The following is a 20,107-nucleotide window of genomic DNA, read 5'->3' on the forward strand; positions in this document are numbered from 1 at the left end:
TTTTGTTCCTGCCGTTATTGCTGCTGCGCCTGCTGCGAATGCTCGCGCACTTCAGCGTTAGTTAACATGATTTCCCCCCCGCCGCCGAGGCGGGTGCCGCGTACCGGGCACGCATCAAGATAGTCCAGCCCGGTCGCCAGCCGCAAATGTTGATTCAGGCTGCGCGTGTTATTGGTGATATCAAACGACTGCCAGCGCTCGTTGAGCCACACTTCGGCCCAGGCGTGCATGGCAACGTGCTCGGCGTTATCGCTGTAAACGTAGCCGCTGACGTAGCGCGCCGGGATCTCCAGCGCCCGGCAGCAGGCGAGAAACACGTGGGTGTGATCCTGGCAAACTCCTTTCGCGCGCGCAAAGGCATCGGCGGCGGAGTCCTGCACCTGGGTGGCGCCCGGCGAATAGGGCATTCTCAGCAGCAGCTCGGCCATTAACCGGTTCAGGCTCTCCTCCTGCGCCTCCGGCTGATACCAGCGCTGAGCGAATTCGCGGATCGGGCCGTCGGCGCGGGTGAGCGGCGTACAGCGCAAGAAAACCAGCGGCGACAGCAGCTCCTGCGGCTCCGCGCCGATGTCGTCCCCCTCTTCGGCGATATCGACGATCCCGCTGGCGCGGATGGTAATCTCTTTATGCGGATTATCCAGCGTCAGCACGTGCAGCACGTTGCCCCAGGCGTCGGTGGTGGCGACGGCGGAACCGTCCGGCAGGGTTAATGTCCAGGCGGTGATCTTCTGCCGACCACTGCTGCGCGGCGTCAGGCGCAGATACTGGGTCGAAAACTTCACTTCTTCATCGTAGCCGTAGCGGGTCAGGTGATCGATAACCAGTTTCATAACGCCTCCAGATAGGTTTGTCTGATGCTGTCGGAAAGCGCGTTAATCCGCGCCAGCAGTGCATTAAGGGTGACCTGTAAATCGGCCTGCGCCAGATCGTCGCGGGTGCTGAAACGCAGGTCGACGTTGAGCTGGTGCGCCAGCCGCAGCGGCAAGTGCGAGCGGTCGTTGGCAATCTGTTCCAGCTGCCCGACGAGGTCGGAAATACTCGCTCTCAGCGATCTCGGCACATCGTTGCGCAGGATCAGCAGCTCCATCACCGTTTCGCGGCTGACCGGCTGGCGGTAAATGCTGTTGTAGGCCTCGCGGGCGCTGACCGCATTAAGTAGCGTATCCAGCCGGTAGTACTCGCGTACCGGATCGGGATCGCTGTTCAGCTGCTGATCCTTAATCAACAGCAGCTGCGCGGTGGCGGATGCCCGCTCGATCAGCGTCCCGATCCCGATAAAGCTCAGGGCGTCGTTACGCAGCAGCGTGCCGAGGATCGCCCCGCGAAACAGATGTACCCGCTCTTTTACCCACTCAAAGAAAGCGTCGTTGCCCAGCTCGCCGATCCTCTGCTGGCGCAGCTTTCGCAGCTCAATGCGCGTGGCGTTGATGCTTTCCCACACCTCCGCCGACAGGCTGCCGCGCACCGCATGGGCGTTGTTCCACGCCATCTCGACGCAGCTGAAAATGCTGTACGGGTTGTTGCCGTCGAGCGCGAAAAAATTAAGCAGGTTGCTCATAGTGAAACGCGCGTGCCGCGCCTGAAACAGCTCATGGGTCAGCGACAGATTCAGCGGCAAGGCTAAATCCCGCGACTGCTGGCTGTGACGGGGGATCATCGACAGCTTCCAGGTCACGTCCAGCACCCGGGCATAGCTTTCCGCGCGCTCAAGGTAGCGCGCCATCCAGAAGAGTTCACTCGCTGTGCGGCTTAACATGATTCATCATCCTCCATCACCCAGGTATCCTTGGTGCCGCCGCCCTGCGACGAGTTCACCACCAGCGAACCTTCGGTTAGCGCCACCCGCGTCAGCCCGCCGGGAACCAGGCGGATCTCCTGGCCGGAAAGGACGAAGGGACGTAAATCGATATGGCGCGGCGCCAGCCCCTCGTCGACAAAGGTTGGGCAGGTCGACAGCGCCAGGGTGTCCTGGGCGATATAGTTGGCCGGATTCGCCAGCAGACGCTGGCGAAACGCATCGCGCTCCTCTTTGGTCGAGCGCGGGCCAACCAGCATGCCGTAGCCGCCCGCGCCGTGAACCTCTTTCACGACCATCAGTTCAAGATTGCTCAGCACGTAGCTGAGATCTTCCGCCTTACGGCACTGCCAGGTGGGAATATTGCTCAGGATCGGCTGCTCGCCCAGATAGAAGCGGATCATCTCCGGTACGAAGGGGTAGATCGATTTATCGTCGGCGACGCCGGTACCGATAGCGTTGGCCAGCACCACGCCCCCGGCGCGATACACCGACAGCAGCCCCGGTACGCCTAACATGGAGTCGGCGCGGAAGGCCAGCGGGTCAAGGTATGCGTCGTCGATACGCCGGTAAATGACGTCCACGCGCCGCGGTCCTTCGGTGGTGCGCATATACACCGCCCCGGTTTTAATAAACAGATCCGCGCTTTCCACCAGCTCAACGCCCATCTGCTGGGCCAAAAAGCTGTGTTCAAAATAGGCGCTGTTAAACCGTCCCGGGGTCATCACCACCACGCACGGATCGTCCACCGGCGAGCTTTCGCGCAGCGTTTGCAGCAGATAGCTGGGGTAGCGTTCTACCGGCGCAATATGGTGCTGTTCGAACATTTCGGGATACAGCCGCATCATCATTTTGCGGTTTTCCAGCATATAGGAGACGCCGGAGGGGGTGCGCAGATTATCCTCCAGCACGTAATACTGGCCGTCGCTGTTGCGCACCATATCGACTCCGGTGATATGGGCGTAGGTGTTATTGGGTAAATTTATCCCCTGCATACAGGGTTGATACTGTTCGTTCGCCAGCACCTGTTCGGCCGGGATCAGCCCCGCGCGAAGGATATTTTGATCATGGTAGATATCGTAAAGAAAAGCGTTGAGCGCTTTCACCCGCTGGCGGATGCCGCGGTCAATCCGCTGCCACTCGCCGGCGGGAATAATACGCGGCACGCTGTCGAAAGGGATCAGTCGTTCGGTGCCCTCATCCTCGCCGTAGACGTTAAAGGTGATGCCGATGCGGTGAAAGAGCAGCTCCGCCTGCTCTTTCTTCTGCCGGATAGAGAATTGATCGGTACTGCGAAACCATTGCCACCAGGCGTTATAGTGCTGACGCTGCTCTCCCTGTGCGGTAAGCATCTCATCATAATAATGCCCGTCAGGAAGCGTTATTTTTATCATGGCCGTCTCCTCCGGTTGTACTCACTTTGAGGTAATCCCGGTAAGAGATAAGCATTAATTATGCCAGGTAACGCAGCGCGGCGGCGCGGCGTTACGCTGTTATGCCATGACGCTGAATTGAATAAAAAACAATCAGACGCTTTGCTTATTTATGGCCTGTTTTTCGCGTAAAGCGCACCAATTTGGGGCAAGTCGATTCACGCGATACTAACGCGCCGCCAGCCACGCTGCGTAGCGCTCGGGCCACTCGACGCTGGGCGTACCGACCCGGCCCAGCGCAAAACCGTGACCACCGCTGGCGTAACGATACAGGCTGACCGGGACCTGATGCTGACGGCAGGCGGCGGCCATTATCAACGTATTGTGCGGATCGGAGACATTATCGTCCTCCGCCTGAACCAGAAAACAGGGCGGCGTCCGCCCGCTGACCCAGGTTTGTACCGACCAGGCGCGATCCACCTCCTCCGCGGCGTGAGGCCCGGCGAGGAGCCGATGGGTGGCGGTATGGGTGTACGGAGGTTCGAGGGAAATCACCGGATAAATCAGCGCGGCGCCGTCGGCCCGGGGCGGGGTGTCGTCCACGCCGTCGATCGGCGGGTAAGAGGCAAAATCAGCGCGACAGGCAGCCATTCCCGACAAATGTCCGCCGGCGGAAAACCCCAGAAGGCTGACTTTGGCTTCCCGCTGACGAATCAGGCGCAGCGCCCGCTGAGCGTCCTGCAGCGGAGCAAGGCCGCCCGCTTGCCACCCCTCCCCGGGAAGACGATAGGTCAGCACGTACGCGGTATAGCCGCGCATCGTTAGCCAGCGCGCGGCGGGCCAGGCCTCCTTCGCCATTTCAATGCGTCGATAGCCGCCGCCGGCAGCAATTAATACGCCGTGGCCGCGTGGCGCTGCGGGACGCCATACCGTCAGTTCAGGCTGGGCGATATGGCTTAGCGCGCCGCGTGCCGATAAGCGGACGGGGCCGTCCGGTCCGCCGCCGCCGGGAGGCACGCCAGGCCACAGGCGGATCGTTTGCTGGCTTTCAGCGGCGCGAAGACGACCGCCCGCCAGCAGCGCGGCGGCGCTTAAAAACAAAAAATGGCGTCGGTTCATCGGCAGCTCCTGAGACGGAAATTAGTCATTAACGAGCTTGAGTTCCAGCCAGTCCACCACCAGACCCGGCTTGATAAAATCAAAGCCTACACGATATTTTCCGGACTGTAGCTCAATCCGACACAGCTTCTGCACAATCTCACGACCGAGCGTACCGTTGGTCTGGATCGTCGCCACAAATTGTTCATTAAGCAGCAGGTTGCAGGCGGTTTGTGCGAGCGGCGCACCGTTAGCGTGAACGCTCACCAGCACATCATATACCGCTGTTCGCTCAACGCTCAGCACCAGCTCCTCGTCGTAGCGCAGCCGCGACTGCTCGGCAATTTTAATTGCGCCAGGACAGGCCCCATCGCACGCAGGATCCGCCGCCAGGTGAATAATCCCCGCCCGCGGCATCTCCCCGCGCTTAAAGACCTGCGTCTGCAGCATAAAGTCGAGGATGTTTATCGCGCAGCGCTGAAGCTCACCGAGCGTTAGCTCGCCTGTCGCCAGCGCCGCCAGGGTATTATCTCCCCCCGCATTAACTTCCGCGCCGTTATTATTGACCACCATATAAAGGTCGTTCTGCGCGCGGATCATCGCCGCGGTGTTGTGGGTGCTCGCCGCGCCGCCATCGACGGGATCGTTCATCGTTGCCCACCAGTCGGTCATCACGATCCCGCGAAAGCCCCACTCCTCGCGCAGGACGGTGGTGGTGAGATCGTAGTTGGATGCGGCATGGTGGCCGTTGACCGGGTTATAAGCGGTCATTACCGCATTTGCGCCGCCGGATTTCACCGCATACTCAAAACCTTTGAGATAGATTTCACGCAGCGCGCGCTCTGACACCACCGAATCCGCTTTGGCTCTGGCGAACTCCTGATTGTTGCAGGCAAAGTGCTTGAGGGTGCCAATCCCGCCGCCGCTGCGAATGCCGCGAACCACCGCCGCCGCCATCATCCCGGTGAGCAGCGGATCTTCGGAAAAGTACTCAAAATTACGCCCGTTCAGCGGATGGCGCTGGATGTTCATCCCCGGCCCTAACAGCAGGTCGATACCGTTGCGCAGCAGCTCTTTGCCTTCCATCACGTATAAGCGTTCCACGAGGATCGGGTCCCAGCTGGAGGCCAATAATGTTCCGCTGGGAAGCAAAGTGGCCTTTGCGCCGTTATCCATGCGAATCCCGGATGGGCCGTCGGCGGTCGATGCCAGAGGAATACCTTTTTCCAGCAGGCTGTCGGCCACGCCGCCAAAAGCCGATGCGACGCCGGGCGTCACTTTGTGGCTACACATGCCTTCTCCGCGCACCAGGCAGGCCAGCTCCTCAACAGACAGCTGAGCAACAAAGGCGTTCATCGTGGTACGCCCTTCAGCCACGTCGTTGAGGGTCAGCCCCTGGTTGCCGGTAAGGGTGATAGCCTCTGGCAAACGCTCCTCAATGCGCGCGCGCAGATTAATCTCCCGCCGCGGCACGTCCTCCCACTCGATCTGATAGCGCCCATCATCGCCGTCCGCGACCGGTTTTATACGTACGAAAGGCACCGTCGGCGCCAGCACCTGCTGATGGCAGGAGAGGATCCGCAGCGTTTTCTGCGCGTACCCCGCCTCGCCGTCAACCGCCAGCGGCTGTACATCGCGCACGCTGTTACCAAGCAGCAAACGATAAAGCCCTGGCTCCATCACGTAACAGTGTGGATGCCCGGTCGCTCCGCTATCGTCCAGAGAAGCAAAGCGCTCCAGCGGAATTGATAACGTTAAGGTTTCGCTTTCCCCAGGTCGCAGCAGGCGAGTTTTGGCAAAAGCCACCAGCGCTTTGGCCGGTTTGCCGAGCGCGCCCTGCGGCGCCTGGAGGTAGATTTGCACCACTTCTTTGCCCGCGAAGCGCTCCCCGCGATTGGTCACGGTGACGGTCGCCTTGATCAGGTCGCCAAAAGTCTCCGCCCGCGCCGATTGCAGGGTGAAAGAGGTGTATGAGAGACCAAAGCCAAAGGGGAACTGCAGACGCTGCGGACAAAAGGTTTCGAAGTAGCGATAGCCGACGTAAATATCCTCCTGATAGAGGCTTTGCGCTTCCGCCCCCCAGCAGGGCGATGCCGGATGGTCGTCGAGAGAGATCGCGATGCTGCCTACCAGCTTGCCGGATGGCGTCACCTCACCATAGAGCAGCGAAGTGGCCGCCTGAGCGCCGTCGGCGCCGCCGTGCCAGACGTAGAGCAGCGCGCGAATGCGTTGACGCAGCCGCGGATCGTCAGCCCATGAGAGATCGATAAGCCCGGCGGTATTCAGCACCACCGCCACGTCATCAAATTCGCCGCAGACCTGATACAGCAGGTTCATTTCGTCGGCGGTGAGCCGATAGCCACCTTCCACGTCGGCGTTGTCCCGATCCTCTCCCGCGGTACGCCCAAAAACAATCACTGCCTGGCTGGAGAAAGCGCGCGCCTGACGAATCTGCTCATCGCTCAGCGGCATCTCCTGCTGGCACCAGGGTTCCGCTGCCCAGCCCCCTCCGCCGTTGTCGAAGGGGTGTTGTTCAACCCAGCGTTCGTAGAGTCCGGCCAGCTGCGTATTCAGCCTCATCCCGTTTCGCGCACGCATCGCCTGCAGCAAGGTTGTGCTGCTCACCACGTTAACCGCCCCACCGGAACCGGTACCGCTGCGATAGTAGTCAATCTGCGTTCGGCCAAATAACGATAGCGGCCGTTCGGGAGCGAGCGGCAACATTTGGCCATCGTTTCTCAACAGCACCGCGCCTTCGGCAGCGGCGGCGGCGGCAAATTCGGCAAACCCTTCCAGCGGCGTCCCCGCTTGACTGTCATACATGGTGTTGTCCTGTTAACTCATGCCCCGACAGGAGGCTTAATAGCATAATGAACAGAGCCCGCGAAATGCGGGCTCCGCTGTGCTCAGAAGAAATACTTGAAGCGCAGCCGGCCGCCGTAGCGGGAGTCTTCCTGGCCGTCGCCGTTGTTCGGGTGGGATTCAATCCAGGATGCGTAGGCGCCCAGATAGATGTTGAAGTTCTTCATATTCATCACGTTCGGAAACAGATACGACGCATGAATGGTGTGGATATCATATTTTCCCGGATCGGCGATCCAGCAGTTATCGTCGCAGTTAGCGATAAAGTTAGCGGTATTAAAGCTTTCAATCTTGTTATGCGCGTAAATGTAGCCCAGCTCAACACCGTGCCACAGGGAGTTCACCCCGGCGGTAAAGTCGGTTTCATCTTCGGCATCCATATAAGCGACGTTAAGGTTGGTCACCACGCCATCCAGCGGATCGGTTTTTTGCCCGTTCCACGTCATCGTATAGCCATAGCCGGTGCGGCTGGACTGGTCGACCCAGCGCCCTTTCGCATCGTGATAGCCATAGGCGTTATTCACCACGTTGCTCTCCATGGCGATGGCGGTGGAGAAGCGTCCGCTGTTCCACGCAATAACCGGGCGTAAATAGGCGACATTTTTCTCATTTTCCAGTTCAGTACCGTGATACTGCTGGTCCTGGAACAGCGTGCTGCCGTTTTCCAGCAGGGTATTGAGTTCAAAATACCAGTTATCAAGGGTTTTGCTCATCAGGAAGTTGCCGCCGCTGCTGCTGCGGCCGCGCCCTTCCTTCATCATGTAGATATAGCCGTAGCCGTCGCTGTAGAGATCGTTGGCGGTGTTCCCGGAGTATTCCACGAACGTATCCTGATTCAGCGGGAACATATCGTAGGCTTCGAAACGGCCGACCTTCACCTTCCAGTCGTTCTCCTGGCCAAAAAAGAATACCGCATCATCAAGATTCATTTTGCCGTTCAGGTCAGCCAGCGGCTGGACGGAAAAACCGGCAAAGCTGCGGTTATCCATTTTGCGCATACCGTCAAAACCTAGCAGCAGGCGGCCATTAATATCCCAGCGTTCGTTATTGCCCGGCGCCCAATCTTTATTCGCCGTGGTTTTTACCGAAGTCAGGCTACCGCTGCTGCTGGCGCCATCCATATTGAATTCCACATCGCCATAAAATTTGATATCCCCGTAGCCGGACAGCGTCAGTTTCGTCGGCTCCGCGCCCGGTGCGACGGGCTCGGCGGATTCCACTTTTACGGTTGGCGTACTTTTCGCCACAGCGGCCTGCTGCCGGGTTAAGGTCTGAATTTTCGCTTCCGCATCGGCCGCCCGTTGCTCAGCATTTATTAAGCGCTGTTCCAGCTGCGCTAAACGCTTTTCAATATCCGCAGGAGCATTATTTGTCGCTGCCCAAAGGCCAGAGGAGAACAGGCCACTAATAACCAGAGCTATATACTTTACTTTCATTATTAACATCCCTAATTACATTATTATTTGTTTCATCCAGGGTAAAACCAGGGCTATCCAGAGAAATAGTCTGTACAGCCCTTTAAATACGGTGTTGAATAATCAGGATTCAGCGAAGGTTCCGTGGTTTAAATCATCGACGATGCCGTTCATTCTCTTTTCCGTTAAGCCGTAGAATTTAATAGAGACGGCGGTAATAACATAAAAAACAGAAGGAACCAGGGTGAACAACAGCACCACGCCCTGCACCGCTGAAGCTGGCTGCACCGCGGTGTTAGCGGCGTAATGGTAATAGGCCAATATCCAGCCGAGGATCGCCCCGCCAACGGCGACGCCCAGCTTGATAACAAAGATATTTGCCGCAACGTTCATACCGGTAATACGCCGCTGGGTTTTCCATTCGCCATAGTTATTCACGTCGGTAATCATCGACCACTGCAGCGCGCCGTTGCCGCCCTGAATAATAGAAATCAGAATATGCACGCCGAGCACCGCAATCCAGAATTGCACCGGAACGATAAAGCAGACCACGCCCAGCGCGGCGGTGAGCAGGTTAATCCAGAAAGAGAGTCGGACCTTACAAAAACGCGTCCCGAAGGGCTTGGCCAGCACCGAACCCAGCATGGAGGCAAACATCCCGCCGAGCATGAATATCGTTATCACGTCGGCGCCTTTATGCAGCACGCTATTCACATAGTAGACGACGGCGCCACCGCGAATCACTACGGCGACCAGCATCATAAAATTGTAAACGGAAAGAATACGCCACTGATCGTTACGAAACAGTATTTTCACGTCCCGCGCTACGTTCAGGTTCTCTTCTTTAATCGGCTGCACGCGCTCTTTTGTGGTGGCGAAGCAGGTGATAAACATCAGGCAGCCGATAACGCCAAACAGGGCCATCGAGACCTGAATGCCGGTCGCGCGGTCGCCGGGATAGAGAAAGTCAGCCAGCGGTAAAATAAACGCGGTACCGAGCGCGCCGCCGATTGGGGTGATAGCGAAACGCCAGGACTGCAGCGAGAGGCTTTCGCGCGGATCGGAGGTCAGCGCCGCGCCCAGCGAGCAGTAAGGAATATTAATCGCCGTATACATCAGGGTCATAAATATATAAGCCGCCACGGCGTAGGCAATTTTTCCGGAGTCGGAGAAAGAGGGAATGGAATACACCAGCACGCAGCTCACCGCAAAGGGGACGCAGATCGCCAGCAGCCAGGGGCGGAAACGGCCCCAGCGGGTTGAGGTGGCGTCAGCAATCGCGCCCATAATCGGATCGGTAATCGCATCCAGCAGACGAACCAGCAAAAACATCGTCCCCATCACGGCGGGCGGCAGGCCATAAATATCGGTATAAAAATAAGCCAGAATAGCCACGGACGAGTCAAATACAATGTGACTGGCCGCGTCCCCCAGGCTATAGCCTATTTTCTCTCTGACAGAAATTTTGTCGCCAGCAGACATACACCACTCCTTTATGCAAAATGAAACCGGTTTCTGTAATGTCTGCATTTTTTACTTATCCGCTATGCGGGCGCCATTATGTTTTTTAATTAATTATTTATGTTTTTTAATTTATGTGATCCTGTCAGCCTTCAGTCATATTAATCCCGGGAATTCTGTCTGACAGATCACAGGTTTTCATCCTTTGCGCAATTTTTAAAAGGCGATAAATATGACCATTATTGTCACAGATAAACATCAGTTCCGTTTTCTATTTACTGGCATTACTATTGAACGGTGTTTTTTATTTGCGCAAAAACATTCATAACACAAATAACATCATGCCAGTTTCATATGATTAAGATTATAATATTGTGCTTAGCACAATAGTGCCGGTTGGCTGCCGGCCAGTGGGCGGTAAATACTCTGTTTTCACGTAAAATGTTACCTCGGACACGCGCAGCGGCGGATATTCGTCTAAGGTTTTCTGATGGCCGAATGCAGTGGCACATAGTCTGCAATGATAAGGAGAACAATCTATGACGAGTCCCGTTTCCCGTCGCCCCGCTACCCTGCCTTTTGCTCTTCGTCTGGCGCTAGGGGGCGCGTTTGTCGCCCTGGCGACGTTGACGGCTCAGGCTGAAGAAACCCGTCCCACCCCGCAATCACCCGATATCCTGCTCGGTCCGCTATTTAACGATGTGCAAAGCGCGAAACTTTTTTCTGACCAGAAAACGTTTGCTGACGCCATTCCGAACGGCGACCCGCTGATGATCCTTGCCGATTATCGTATGCAGAAAAGCCAGACCAGCTTTGATTTGCGGCACTTCGTCGAACTCAACTTTACCCTGCCTCGCGAAAACGACCAGTACGTTCCGCCAAAAGGACAAACGCTGCGCCAGCATATCAACGGATTATGGCCCGTACTGACCCGCAGTACCGTCGACGTCGAAAAATGGGATTCGCTGCTGCCGCTGCCAAAGCCCTACGTGGTGCCCGGCGGACGCTTTCGCGAAGTCTATTACTGGGACAGCTACTTCACCATGCTCGGCCTGGCTGAGAGCGGCCACTGGGATAAAATTGAAGATATGGTGACCAACTTCGCCGCGGAGATCGACGCCTGGGGCCATATACCCAACGGCAACCGCACCTACTATCTGAGCCGCTCGCAGCCGCCGTTCTTCCCGTTTATGGTTGAACTGCTGGCCACGCACGAGGGCGATGAAGCGCTCAAAAAATGGCTGCCGCAAATGGAGAAAGAGTACCAGTACTGGATGGATGGCGCTGAGGCGCTTGAGCCCGGCAGCGCCAGTAAGCGCGTGGTGCGGATGGCCGACGGCGCCCTGCTCAACCGCTACTGGGACGATAACGACACGCCGCGTCCGGAATCCTGGCTGGACGACGTCACGACCGCCAAAAACAATCCCAACCGACCGGCCACGGAAATCTACCGCGATCTGCGCTCCGCCGCGGCATCCGGCTGGGACTTCAGCTCCCGCTGGATGGATAACCCGCAGCAGCTCGGCACCATCCGCACCACCTCGATTGTTCCGGTCGATCTGAACTCGCTGATGTTCCACATGGAAAAAGCCATCGCCCGCGCCAGTAAAGCGGCAGGGGATAGCGCTAAATCCGCGCAGTATGACGCCTTAGCCAACGCCCGTCAGAAAGCGCTGGAGAAATATCTGTGGAACGATAAAGAGGGCTGGTACGCCGATTACGATCTGAAAAGTCATAAGGTGCGCAATCAGCTGACCGCCGCGGCGCTGTTCCCGCTGTACGTTAACGCCGCGTCCAGCGAACGCGCCGCGAAGGTCGCCGCCGCCACCGAAGCGCGACTGCTCAAGCCCGGCGGCCTGACCACCACGACCGTCAATAGCGGCCAGCAGTGGGATGCGCCGAACGGCTGGGCGCCGCTGCAGTGGGTCGCCGCTGAAGGCCTGCAAAAGTATGGCCAGCAGAAAATCGCAATGGAGGTGAGCTGGCGGTTCCTCAGCAACGTTCAGCACACCTACAACAGCGAACAGAAGCTGGTGGAAAAATATGATGTCAGCTCGACCGGAACAGGCGGCGGTGGCGGAGAGTATCCGCTACAGGACGGCTTTGGCTGGACCAACGGCGTCACCCTGAAGATGCTGGACCTGGTGTGTCCGAAAGAGAAGCCGTGTGACTCCGTCCCCACCGCGCGACCGGCGGCAAATGACGACAACGGCAAAGCGGCGGACGTCTCGGCGCAGCCTGCCGCTCAGCAGCCGGCTGCGGTAGAGGAGAAAAAAGTCGCGCCGTAAACCTCCGCGCGGCGGGGGCCCGCCGCGCGTCTTTATCAATTTGCAGTTCCAGAATCGGCCGGGCCGACGGCTCCCCGGCAAGTTGAACCTGCGGGGAGCGCCCTTTACATGGCGTCCAGCGCCTTCTGCAGCTTCCAGATATAGCGCGGCGCCTGCGGTGCCGGATGCTTTTTCACCACGTGCTCAAAGAAATCATCGGCGTCCATATCGTTAATCTCTTCAATCGCATCCTGGCGATTGGACGAGAATGTCCGCAGCAGCGCGCCCGCGCCGTTGGCATAGGAGACCACCACCGCATAGCGCATCACCTGCGGGTCTTTAATCCCCGCCAGCGGACCGTTTTCGAGGATGCTGAGGTAGGCCGCCCCCATCGAAATATTGCGCTCGGGATTCTTCAGCTCGCTCACCGAAGGATCCCCGCTCCAGCCCATCCGCCGGTAAACATCGCGACCGGAGGTCGAGGGCTTCAGCTGCATCAGGCCAACCGCGCCGGATTTGCTGACCACCGTCGGGTTACCGCCGGACTCAATGGCGATGATGGCGGTAATCAGCTGGGGATCGACGCCCCACGCCGCACCGGCTTTTTCGCTGATTGGCATCCACTGCATCGCCCGCTTAACCGGGACTTCCGGGTTCCACGGCGGGTTACGATAATCGTGTTTTGAACTACAACCGGCCAACAATACACATAAAAAAACACACCATCTCAATTTCACACATCTATCCTTATTGGCTGAAGTTTGCCGCACGGAGATGACAATAAACGCTCCAGGCGGCATGATAACCCTTTCATTCTTAGCAAGGAATTGTCATGTCTCAGTTTTATCTCGTCGCCCCTTCCGGTTACTGCATCAACCAGGAAGCGGCGTATCGCGGCGTGCAGCGTCTGCAGGAGGCCGGGCACCAGGTCGCACACCAGGAAGTCATTCCCCGCCGGGCGCTGCGCTTTGCCGGAACTGAGAATGAACGCCTTGCCGATATCAACCAGCTCGCCGCCCTCGCCGGTAAAAACCGCATCGTGCTGGCGGTACGCGGCGGCTACGGCGCGACTCGCCTGCTGCCGCAGATTGACTGGCAGGCGCTGATCGCGCGCCAGCAGCAGGATCCGCTGCTTATTTGCGGCCACAGCGATTTCACCGCCATCCAGCTGGGGCTGCTGGCAAAGGGTAGCATAATCACTTTTAGCGGGCCGATGCTGGCGGGAAACTTCGGCGCTGAAACGCTGAACGAATTTACCGAGCACCATTTCTGGCAGGCGCTGCGCAACCCGGCGTTTACGCTCGAATGGCACGGTGAAGGCCCGGACTGTCGCGCCGACGGCACGCTGTGGGGCGGCAACCTGGCGATGCTGACCTCGCTTATCGGCACCCCGTGGATGCCGCAGATTAGCGACGGAATTCTGGTGGTGGAAGATATTAACGAACACCCGTTCCGCGTCGAACGCATGCTATTACAGCTGCTCAACAGCGGTATTCTCGCGCGCCAGCGGGCGATTATCCTCGGCAGTTTTACCGGCGCAAACGCCAACGACTACGATGCCGGATACGATCTGCCTATGGTATACGACTACCTTCGCCAGCAGCTTAACATTCCGGTCATCAGCGGCCTGGATTTCGGTCACGAGCAGCGTACGGTCACCCTGCCGCTTGGCGCCAGAGCATTGCTGGTAAACAACGCATCCATCACCACGTTAAGCATCAGCGGCCACCCGGTTCTGGCGGAATAAAAATTCCTCTAACGCATATCCCGATCGGCGTCAGATTGTTAAAATGGTGTAGTTTTTAATTTATCTTCACGCCGGTAAGGAGTACGTCAACATTGGACGCCGCTGCGGTCATTAGTCTGTTTATCCTGGGTTCTGTTTTAGTAACCTGTAGTATTTTATTAAGTTCCTTTTCCTCACGCCTCGGCATCCCGATTCTGGTTATCTTCCTGGCGATTGGGATGCTGGCGGGCATTGACGGTATCGGCGGCATTCCGTTTGACAACTACCCTTTCGCCTACATGGTGAGCAACCTGGCGCTGGCGGTTATCCTGCTTGACGGCGGGATGCGCACTCAGGCCAGCTCTTTTCGCGTGGCGCTGTGGCCCGCCCTCTCGCTCGCCACGGTCGGGGTGCTAATCACCTCGGCCCTGACCGGACTGATGGCGGCCTGGCTGTTTCATCTCAACCTGATTGAAGGGCTGCTGATCGGCGCTATCGTCGGCTCAACCGATGCCGCGGCGGTGTTCTCACTCCTCGGCGGTAAAGGGCTGAACGAACGCGTCGGCTCGACGCTGGAAATTGAATCCGGCAGCAACGATCCGATGGCGGTGTTCCTGACCATTACCCTTATCGAGATGATTCAGCAGCACGAGACCGGCCTGAGCTGGATGTTCGCGGTGCATATCGTGCAGCAGTTCGGGTTGGGTATCGCTATCGGCCTCGGCGGCGGCTATCTGCTGCTGCAGATGATTAATCGCATTGTGCTGCCGGCCGGGCTTTATCCTCTGCTGGCGCTGAGCGGCGGGATCATGATTTTCGCCGCCACCACCTCGCTGGACGGCAGCGGCATCCTCGCGGTCTACCTGTGCGGATTCCTGCTCGGCAACCGGCCGATTCGCAACCGCCACGGTATCCTGCAAAACTTCGACGGCCTGGCGTGGCTGGCGCAGATCGCCATGTTCCTGGTGCTCGGCCTGCTGGTCACCCCGTCCGACCTGTGGCCTATCGCCATCCCGGCGCTCATTCTGTCGATGTGGATGATCTTTATCGCCCGTCCGCTGTCGGTGTTTGCCGGTCTGCTGCCGTTTCGCGGCTTCAACCTGCGCGAGCGGATATTTATCAGCTGGGTGGGCCTGCGCGGCGCGGTGCCGATTATTCTCGCCGTCTTCCCGATGATGGCGGGCCTGGAGAATGCGCGGTTGTTCTTTAACGTGGCCTTCTTCGTGGTGCTGGTCTCGCTGCTGTTACAGGGGACCTCGCTCTCCTGGGCGGCGAAGAAAGCCAAAGTGGTGGTGCCGCCGGTCGGCTCGCCCATCTCCCGCGTCGGGCTGGATATCCATCCGGAAAACCCGTGGGAGCAGTTCGTGTACCAGCTTAGCGCCGAAAAATGGTGCGTCGGCGCGGCGCTGCGCGACCTGCATATGCCGCCGGAGACGCGGATTGCCGCGCTGTTTCGCGACAACGTACTCCTGCACCCTACCGGCAGTACCCGGCTGCTGGAAGGCGATATTCTCTGCGTGATTGGCCGCGAACGTGACCTGCCCGCGCTGGGTAAACTGTTCAGCCAGTCGCCGCCGGTGGCGCTGGATCAGCGCTTCTTCGGTGATTTTATCCTCGATGCCAGCGCCAGATTTGCCGACGTCGCGCAGATTTACGGCATTGACGGGGGAGAAGAGTTTCGCGATCGCCAGCAGTCGCTGGGTGACGTCATACAGCACCTGTTAGGCGCCGCCCCGGTGGTCGGCGACCAGGTGGAATTTGCCGGGATGGTGTGGACGGTGGCGGAAAAAGAAGAGGATCACGTACTGCGGGTCGGCGTACGGATGGCGGAAGATGAGGCGGAGTGATCCGCCTCAGGCTAAGTTACACCGTCACAACCGGTACGCGCGGCGCGAGCGCGCACATTAATTCATATCCGACGGTGCCGCAGGCGGCCGCGACATCGTCAATTTTGATCTCTTTGCCCCACAGCTCAACCGGCGCGCCGATCCCTGCCTGCGGGCATGGGGTTAAATCCACGGCCAGCATATCCATTGAGATGCGCCCGACCGTCACGGTGCGTACGCCGTCAACCAGCACCGGCGTACCGCTCGGCGCCAGCCGCGGATAGCCATCGGCATAGCCGCAGGCAACGATGCCGATACGCCGCTCCTCCGCCGTGCGCCAGGTTGCGCCGTAGCCGACCGCTTCACCGGCTTTCAGGTTCTGTACGGCAATAATTTCGCTGCTTAGCGTCATCACCGGTTTCAGCCCGGTGTTGGCCACGTCCTGCCACAGGCCGGAAGGCGAGGCGCCGTACAGCACGATCCCCGGCCTCACCCAGTTAAAATGCGACTCCGGATGCCACAAGGTTGCCGCCGAGTTCGCCAGCGAGCGCGGGCAATCCAGCCCTTCCGCCGCCTGCTCAATGCGCCGCATCGGCTCGACAATGCCGTCCGGGTTTTCCGCTTCGGCGAAATGCGACATTAACGTCATTTCGCTGACGTTACCGAGCGCTCGCAGCTGCTGCCAGACGATGTGCAAACGGTCCGGCATAAAACCCAGCCGATTCATCCCGCTATTCACCTTGACGTAAATATCGAGGGGCGCGTGCAGCTTCGCCTGCTGCAGCGCCTTGATTTGCCAGTTACTGTGCACGCTGGTAGTCAATCGGTATTTATCAAACAGCGCCAGCTCATCGGCATGGAAGAAACCTTCCAGCATCAGTATCGGCCCTTTCCAGCCGAGCTCGCGCAGCAGGATCGCCTCTTCAAGATTGAGCATCGCGAAACCGTCCGCGGCGCTCAGCGCGTTCCAGACCCTTGCCAGGCCGTGGCCATAAGCATTGGCTTTGACCACCGCCCACAGGCGCGAGCCGGGCGCCGCGCGGCGAACAATGTGTTGATTCTGGCGTAAGGCTGACATATCAATGCTGGCCTTTACAGGACGAGACATGAAAGCTCCTTGTTAATTGTGAACGCCATGCAGATGCTGAGCGCGGGCCGGCGTAAAGCCGCGGCCGTAGCGGGCGACGGCAAGATCGTCATACGGGATCGCCGGCGTACGCCCGGAGATCAGATCGCTGATCAGCTGGCCTGAACCGCAGGCCATGGTCCATCCCAGCGTGCCGTGGCCGGTGTTGAGCCACAGATTTTTATACGCCGTGCGGCCCACCACCGGCGTACCGTCCGGGGTCATCGGACGCAGTCCGGTCCAGAAGGTTGCCTGTTCAACGTGGCCGCCGCGCGGGAACAGATCGCGCACCACCATCTCCAGGGTTTCACGCCGCGGCTGCAGCAGTTCTTTATTAAATCCAACAATTTCCGCCATTCCGCCAACGCGAATACGCCTGTCGAAACGGGTGATGGCGATTTTGTAGGTTTCATCAAGGATAGTCGAAACCGGCGCGCCGTCTTCTTGCGCGATCGGAATCGTCAGCGAATAGCCTTTCAGCGGGTAGACCGGAATATCCACCAGCCCTTTCAGCATGGCCGTCGAATATGAACCGAATGCCATCACGTAAGCGTCGGCTTTGATGATTTCAGCGCCGCACTTCACGCCGGAGATGAGATCCCCTTCATAGAGCAGTTCATCCACCGGTGTATTAAAACGGAAAGTCACGCCCGCCTGTTCCGCCATCAGGGCCAGACGCGTGGTGAAAAGCTGGCAGTCGCCGGTTTCATCATTGGGTAAACGTAAACCGCCCGTCAGTTTATGGCTCACTTCCGCCAGCGCCGGTTCAACGTCCAGCAGGCGGTTTGCCTCCAGCAGCTGGTAAGGCACGCCCGCCTCCTGCAGTACCGCGATATCGCGGGTCGCGTTTTCGAACTGCTTGTCGGTGCGGAAAAGCTGCAGCGTGCCGCCCTGCCGGCCTTCATACTGGATACCGGTGCTCTCGCGCAGCGCCTTCAGGCAGTCGCGGCTGTACTCCGCCAGGCGCACCATACGTCCTTTGTTTTCCATATAGTGGCGAGTGTCGCAGTTGCGCAGCATCTGCCACATCCATTTCAGTTGGAACGGCGTGCCATCCAGCCCGATAGCCAGCGGCGCGTGGCGCTGGAACATCCACTTAATCGCCTTCAACGGTACGCCCGGCGCCGCCCACGGCGCAGCGTAGCCGGGAGAGATCTGCCCGGCGTTAGCGGCGCTGGTCTCTTCGGCCGGCCCCGGCTGACGATCGATAACCGTCACTTCATGTCCTGCCTGGCTTAAGTACCAGGCGCTAGCGACTCCAACTACCCCACTTCCCAGTATGACGACGCGCATAGCGGCTCCGTAATCGTTAAAGAACAATCATCTGATTACAAATTGATAACTCAGATGAAAATATTATTCAACATACGCTTTATTTATGGTGACTTATCTCACAGGGTTCTGCGCCAGCTCTGCCCCCGTCGGTTTACCATCTCCTGCTGCGCCTCATTTTTCTACAGAATAAAATCCTGTTTAAACCGCAAAAAAACGCCTATAAGATTGTGAAATCGCGAAGAAAAGAAAATGTGGATGCACGCAGTTTGCGACGCCGTGTTCTATGCTTGTTAAGAGGTTTTCCGTACAGAGAGAACCATCAACAACGAGGGCGCGCTAATGGCTACGATTGATTCCATGAACAAGGACACAACCCGTTTAAGCGATGGACCCGACTGGACTTTTGAGCTGCTGGAAACCTATCTGGCAGAAGTCGATCGGGTGGCGAAGCTGTATCGTCTTGACACCTATCCGCACCAAATCGAAGTCATTACTTCCGAACAGATGATGGATGCCTACTCCAGCGTCGGGATGCCGATTAACTATCCGCACTGGTCGTTTGGTAAAAAATTCATTGAGACCGAACAGGCCTATAAGCACGGGCAACAGGGGCTGGCCTATGAAATCGTCATTAACTCCAACCCCTGTATCGCCTATTTGATGGAAGAGAACACCATCACCATGCAGGCGCTGGTGATGGCGCACGCCTGCTACGGGCACAACTCGTTTTTCAAAAATAACTACCTCTTTCGCAGCTGGACCGACGCCAGCTCCATCATCGACTATCTCATCTTCGCGCGTAAATACATCACCGAATGTGAAGAGCGCTACGGCGTTGATGAAGTCGAGAAGCTGCTCGACTCCTGCCACGCCTTGATGAACTACGGCGTTGACCGCTATAAACGCCCGCAGAAAATCTCGCTGCAGGAGGAAAAGGCGCGGCAAAAAAGCCGGGAAGAGTATCTGCAAAGCCAGGTGAATATGCTGTGGCGCACCCTGCCGAAGCGCGAAGAGGAAAAGACCATTGAAGCGGCGCGCCGCTATCCGTCTGAGCCGCAGGAAAACCTGCTCTACTTTATGGAGAAAAACGCGCCCCTGCTGGAGCCATGGCAGCGTGAGATCCTGCGTATCGTGCGTAAGGTCAGCCAGTATTTTTATCCACAGAAGCAGACTCAGGTGATGAACGAAGGCTGGGCGACCTTCTGGCACTACACCATCCTGAATCATCTTTATGATGAAGGAAAAGTCACCGAGCGCTTTATGCTGGAGTTTCTGCACAGCCACACCAACGTGGTGTTCCAGCCGCCCTATAACAGCCAGTGGTACAGCGGCATTAACCCCTATGCGCTGGGTTTTGCCATGTTCCAGGATATCAAACGTATTTGTCAGTCGCCGACGGAAGAGGACAGGTACTGGTTCCCGGATATTGCCGGATCCGACTGGCTCGAAACCCTGCACTTCGCCATGCGCGACTTCAAGGATGAAAGCTTTATCAGCCAGTTCCTGTCGCCGAAAATCATGCGCGATTTCCGCTTCTTTACCGTGCTCGATGACGATCACAACAACTATCTGGAAATATCCGCCATTCATAATGAAGAGGGATATCGTGAGATTCGTTCGAAGCTTTCAGCGCAGTACAACCTGAGCAACCTCGAGCCGAACATTCAGGTATGGAATGTGGATCTGCGCGGCGACCGTTCGCTCACCCTGCGCTACGTGCCGCACAACCGCGTGCCGCTGGATAAAGGCCGCCGCGAGGTGCTGAAGCACGTCCACCGCCTGTGGGGATTTGACGTTCTTCTGGAGCAGCAAAACGCCGATGGTAGCGTTGAGCTGCTGGAACGCACGCCGCCGCGGCCCAATCCGCTGTAGCGCGTAAAAAA

Annotated in this window: 13 protein-coding genes and 1 pseudogene; 4 read left to right on the top strand and 10 right to left on the bottom strand. The window is 58.0% G+C overall.

All coding sequences use genetic code 11. The features are described 5' to 3' along the window. Positions 1–14: 14 nt before the first annotated feature. The 7 genes from BJF97_RS17610 to BJF97_RS17640 form a co-directional block, all read right to left on the bottom strand. Positions 15–830, bottom strand: coding sequence for a transglutaminase family protein (locus BJF97_RS17610; protein WP_014229792.1), 816 nt, complete (start codon positions 828–830; stop codon positions 15–17). Next, positions 827–1,756, bottom strand: coding sequence for an alpha-E domain-containing protein (locus BJF97_RS17615; RefSeq protein WP_032694106.1), 930 nt, complete (start codon positions 1,754–1,756; stop codon positions 827–829). The genes BJF97_RS17610 and BJF97_RS17615 overlap by 4 nt, the downstream gene beginning before the upstream one ends. Then, positions 1,750–3,189, bottom strand: a complete 1,440-nt coding sequence (locus BJF97_RS17620) for a circularly permuted type 2 ATP-grasp protein (RefSeq protein WP_014229793.1) — start codon at positions 3,187–3,189, stop codon at positions 1,750–1,752. Before BJF97_RS17620 ends, BJF97_RS17615 begins: the two co-directional genes overlap by 7 nt. A gap of 207 nt (positions 3,190–3,396) precedes the next feature. After that, positions 3,397–4,287, bottom strand: coding sequence for an alpha/beta hydrolase (locus BJF97_RS17625; RefSeq protein ID WP_032694107.1), 891 nt, complete (start codon positions 4,285–4,287; stop codon positions 3,397–3,399). A 21-nt stretch (positions 4,288–4,308) separates the two neighbouring features. Next, positions 4,309–7,089: a glycoside hydrolase family 3 protein gene (locus BJF97_RS17630; RefSeq protein ID WP_032694108.1), complete on the bottom strand. Its 2,781-nt coding sequence runs from the start codon at positions 7,087–7,089 to the stop codon at positions 4,309–4,311. A gap of 83 nt (positions 7,090–7,172) precedes the next feature. Further along, a complete protein-coding gene (locus BJF97_RS17635) occupies positions 7,173–8,564 on the bottom strand; it encodes a carbohydrate porin (RefSeq protein ID WP_014229796.1) in 1,392 nt (463 codons plus the stop codon). Positions 8,565–8,666: 102 nt separating this feature from the next. Further along, positions 8,667–10,025, bottom strand: a complete 1,359-nt coding sequence (locus tag BJF97_RS17640) for a glycoside-pentoside-hexuronide (GPH):cation symporter (RefSeq protein WP_014229797.1) — start codon at positions 10,023–10,025, stop codon at positions 8,667–8,669. A 518-nt stretch (positions 10,026–10,543) separates the two neighbouring features. Here BJF97_RS17640 and BJF97_RS17645 point away from each other — a divergent pair. Then, positions 10,544–12,292, top strand: coding sequence for an alpha,alpha-trehalase (locus BJF97_RS17645; RefSeq protein WP_014229798.1), 1,749 nt, complete (start codon positions 10,544–10,546; stop codon positions 12,290–12,292). Positions 12,293–12,396: 104 nt separating this feature from the next. Here BJF97_RS17645 and emtA read toward each other — a convergent pair whose 3' ends face one another. Continuing rightward, complete coding sequence (gene emtA / locus BJF97_RS17650) at positions 12,397–13,008, bottom strand: membrane-bound lytic murein transglycosylase EmtA (protein ID WP_009651970.1); 612 nt, start codon at positions 13,006–13,008, stop codon at positions 12,397–12,399. 95 nt (positions 13,009–13,103) lie between these two features. Between emtA and ldcA the strand changes: the two genes are divergently transcribed. Then, complete coding sequence (ldcA, locus tag BJF97_RS17655) at positions 13,104–14,018, top strand: muramoyltetrapeptide carboxypeptidase (RefSeq protein ID WP_014229799.1); 915 nt, start codon at positions 13,104–13,106, stop codon at positions 14,016–14,018. 92 nt (positions 14,019–14,110) lie between these two features. Next, a pseudogene (locus BJF97_RS17660) lies at positions 14,111–15,778 on the top strand (potassium/proton antiporter); the annotation flags it as partial. A gap of 82 nt (positions 15,779–15,860) precedes the next feature. Here the strand turns inward: BJF97_RS17660 and dadX are convergent. Together dadX and BJF97_RS17670 are read right to left on the bottom strand one after the other, a co-directional pair. Further along, positions 15,861–16,931: a catabolic alanine racemase DadX gene (gene dadX, locus BJF97_RS17665; RefSeq protein WP_014229800.1), complete on the bottom strand. Its 1,071-nt coding sequence runs from the start codon at positions 16,929–16,931 to the stop codon at positions 15,861–15,863. A gap of 12 nt (positions 16,932–16,943) precedes the next feature. After that, on the bottom strand, positions 16,944–18,242 hold the full coding sequence (locus tag BJF97_RS17670) for a D-amino acid dehydrogenase (RefSeq protein WP_014229801.1): 1,299 nt from the start codon (positions 18,240–18,242) through the stop codon (positions 16,944–16,946). 321 nt (positions 18,243–18,563) lie between these two features. On the opposite strand from BJF97_RS17670, the gene BJF97_RS17675 reads away from it, so the two are divergent. Beyond that, positions 18,564–20,096 carry a SpoVR family protein gene (locus BJF97_RS17675; protein ID WP_004138526.1) on the top strand — a complete coding sequence of 511 codons (1,533 nt, stop codon included), beginning with the start codon at positions 18,564–18,566 and terminating at the stop codon, positions 20,094–20,096. The last annotated feature ends 11 nt before the right edge of the window (positions 20,097–20,107 follow it).

Source organism: Klebsiella sp. LTGPAF-6F (genome assembly GCF_001753185.1).
In the GTDB taxonomy this organism is placed as follows: Bacteria; Pseudomonadota; Gammaproteobacteria; order Enterobacterales; family Enterobacteriaceae; genus Klebsiella; species Klebsiella michiganensis.

Bases quoted from the DNA above. Each gene is read 5' to 3' on its own strand.
- BJF97_RS17610 (WP_014229792.1), bottom strand. From the start codon at position 830: ATGAAACTGGTTATCGATCACCTGACCCGCTACGGCTACGATGAAGAA.
- BJF97_RS17615 (WP_032694106.1), bottom strand. From the start codon at position 1,756: ATGTTAAGCCGCACAGCGAGTGAACTCTTCTGGATGGCGCGCTACCTT.
- BJF97_RS17620 (WP_014229793.1), bottom strand. From the start codon at position 3,189: ATGATAAAAATAACGCTTCCTGACGGGCATTATTATGATGAGATGCTT.
- BJF97_RS17625 (WP_032694107.1), bottom strand. From the start codon at position 4,287: ATGAACCGACGCCATTTTTTGTTTTTAAGCGCCGCCGCGCTGCTGGCG.
- BJF97_RS17630 (WP_032694108.1), bottom strand. From the start codon at position 7,089: ATGTATGACAGTCAAGCGGGGACGCCGCTGGAAGGGTTTGCCGAATTT.
- BJF97_RS17635 (WP_014229796.1), bottom strand. From the start codon at position 8,564: ATGAAAGTAAAGTATATAGCTCTGGTTATTAGTGGCCTGTTCTCCTCT.
- BJF97_RS17640 (WP_014229797.1), bottom strand. From the start codon at position 10,025: ATGTCTGCTGGCGACAAAATTTCTGTCAGAGAGAAAATAGGCTATAGC.
- BJF97_RS17645 (WP_014229798.1), top strand. From the start codon at position 10,544: ATGACGAGTCCCGTTTCCCGTCGCCCCGCTACCCTGCCTTTTGCTCTT.
- ldcA (WP_014229799.1), top strand. From the start codon at position 13,104: ATGTCTCAGTTTTATCTCGTCGCCCCTTCCGGTTACTGCATCAACCAG.
- dadX (WP_014229800.1), bottom strand. From the start codon at position 16,931: ATGTCTCGTCCTGTAAAGGCCAGCATTGATATGTCAGCCTTACGCCAG.
- BJF97_RS17670 (WP_014229801.1), bottom strand. From the start codon at position 18,242: ATGCGCGTCGTCATACTGGGAAGTGGGGTAGTTGGAGTCGCTAGCGCC.
- BJF97_RS17675 (WP_004138526.1), top strand. From the start codon at position 18,564: ATGGCTACGATTGATTCCATGAACAAGGACACAACCCGTTTAAGCGAT.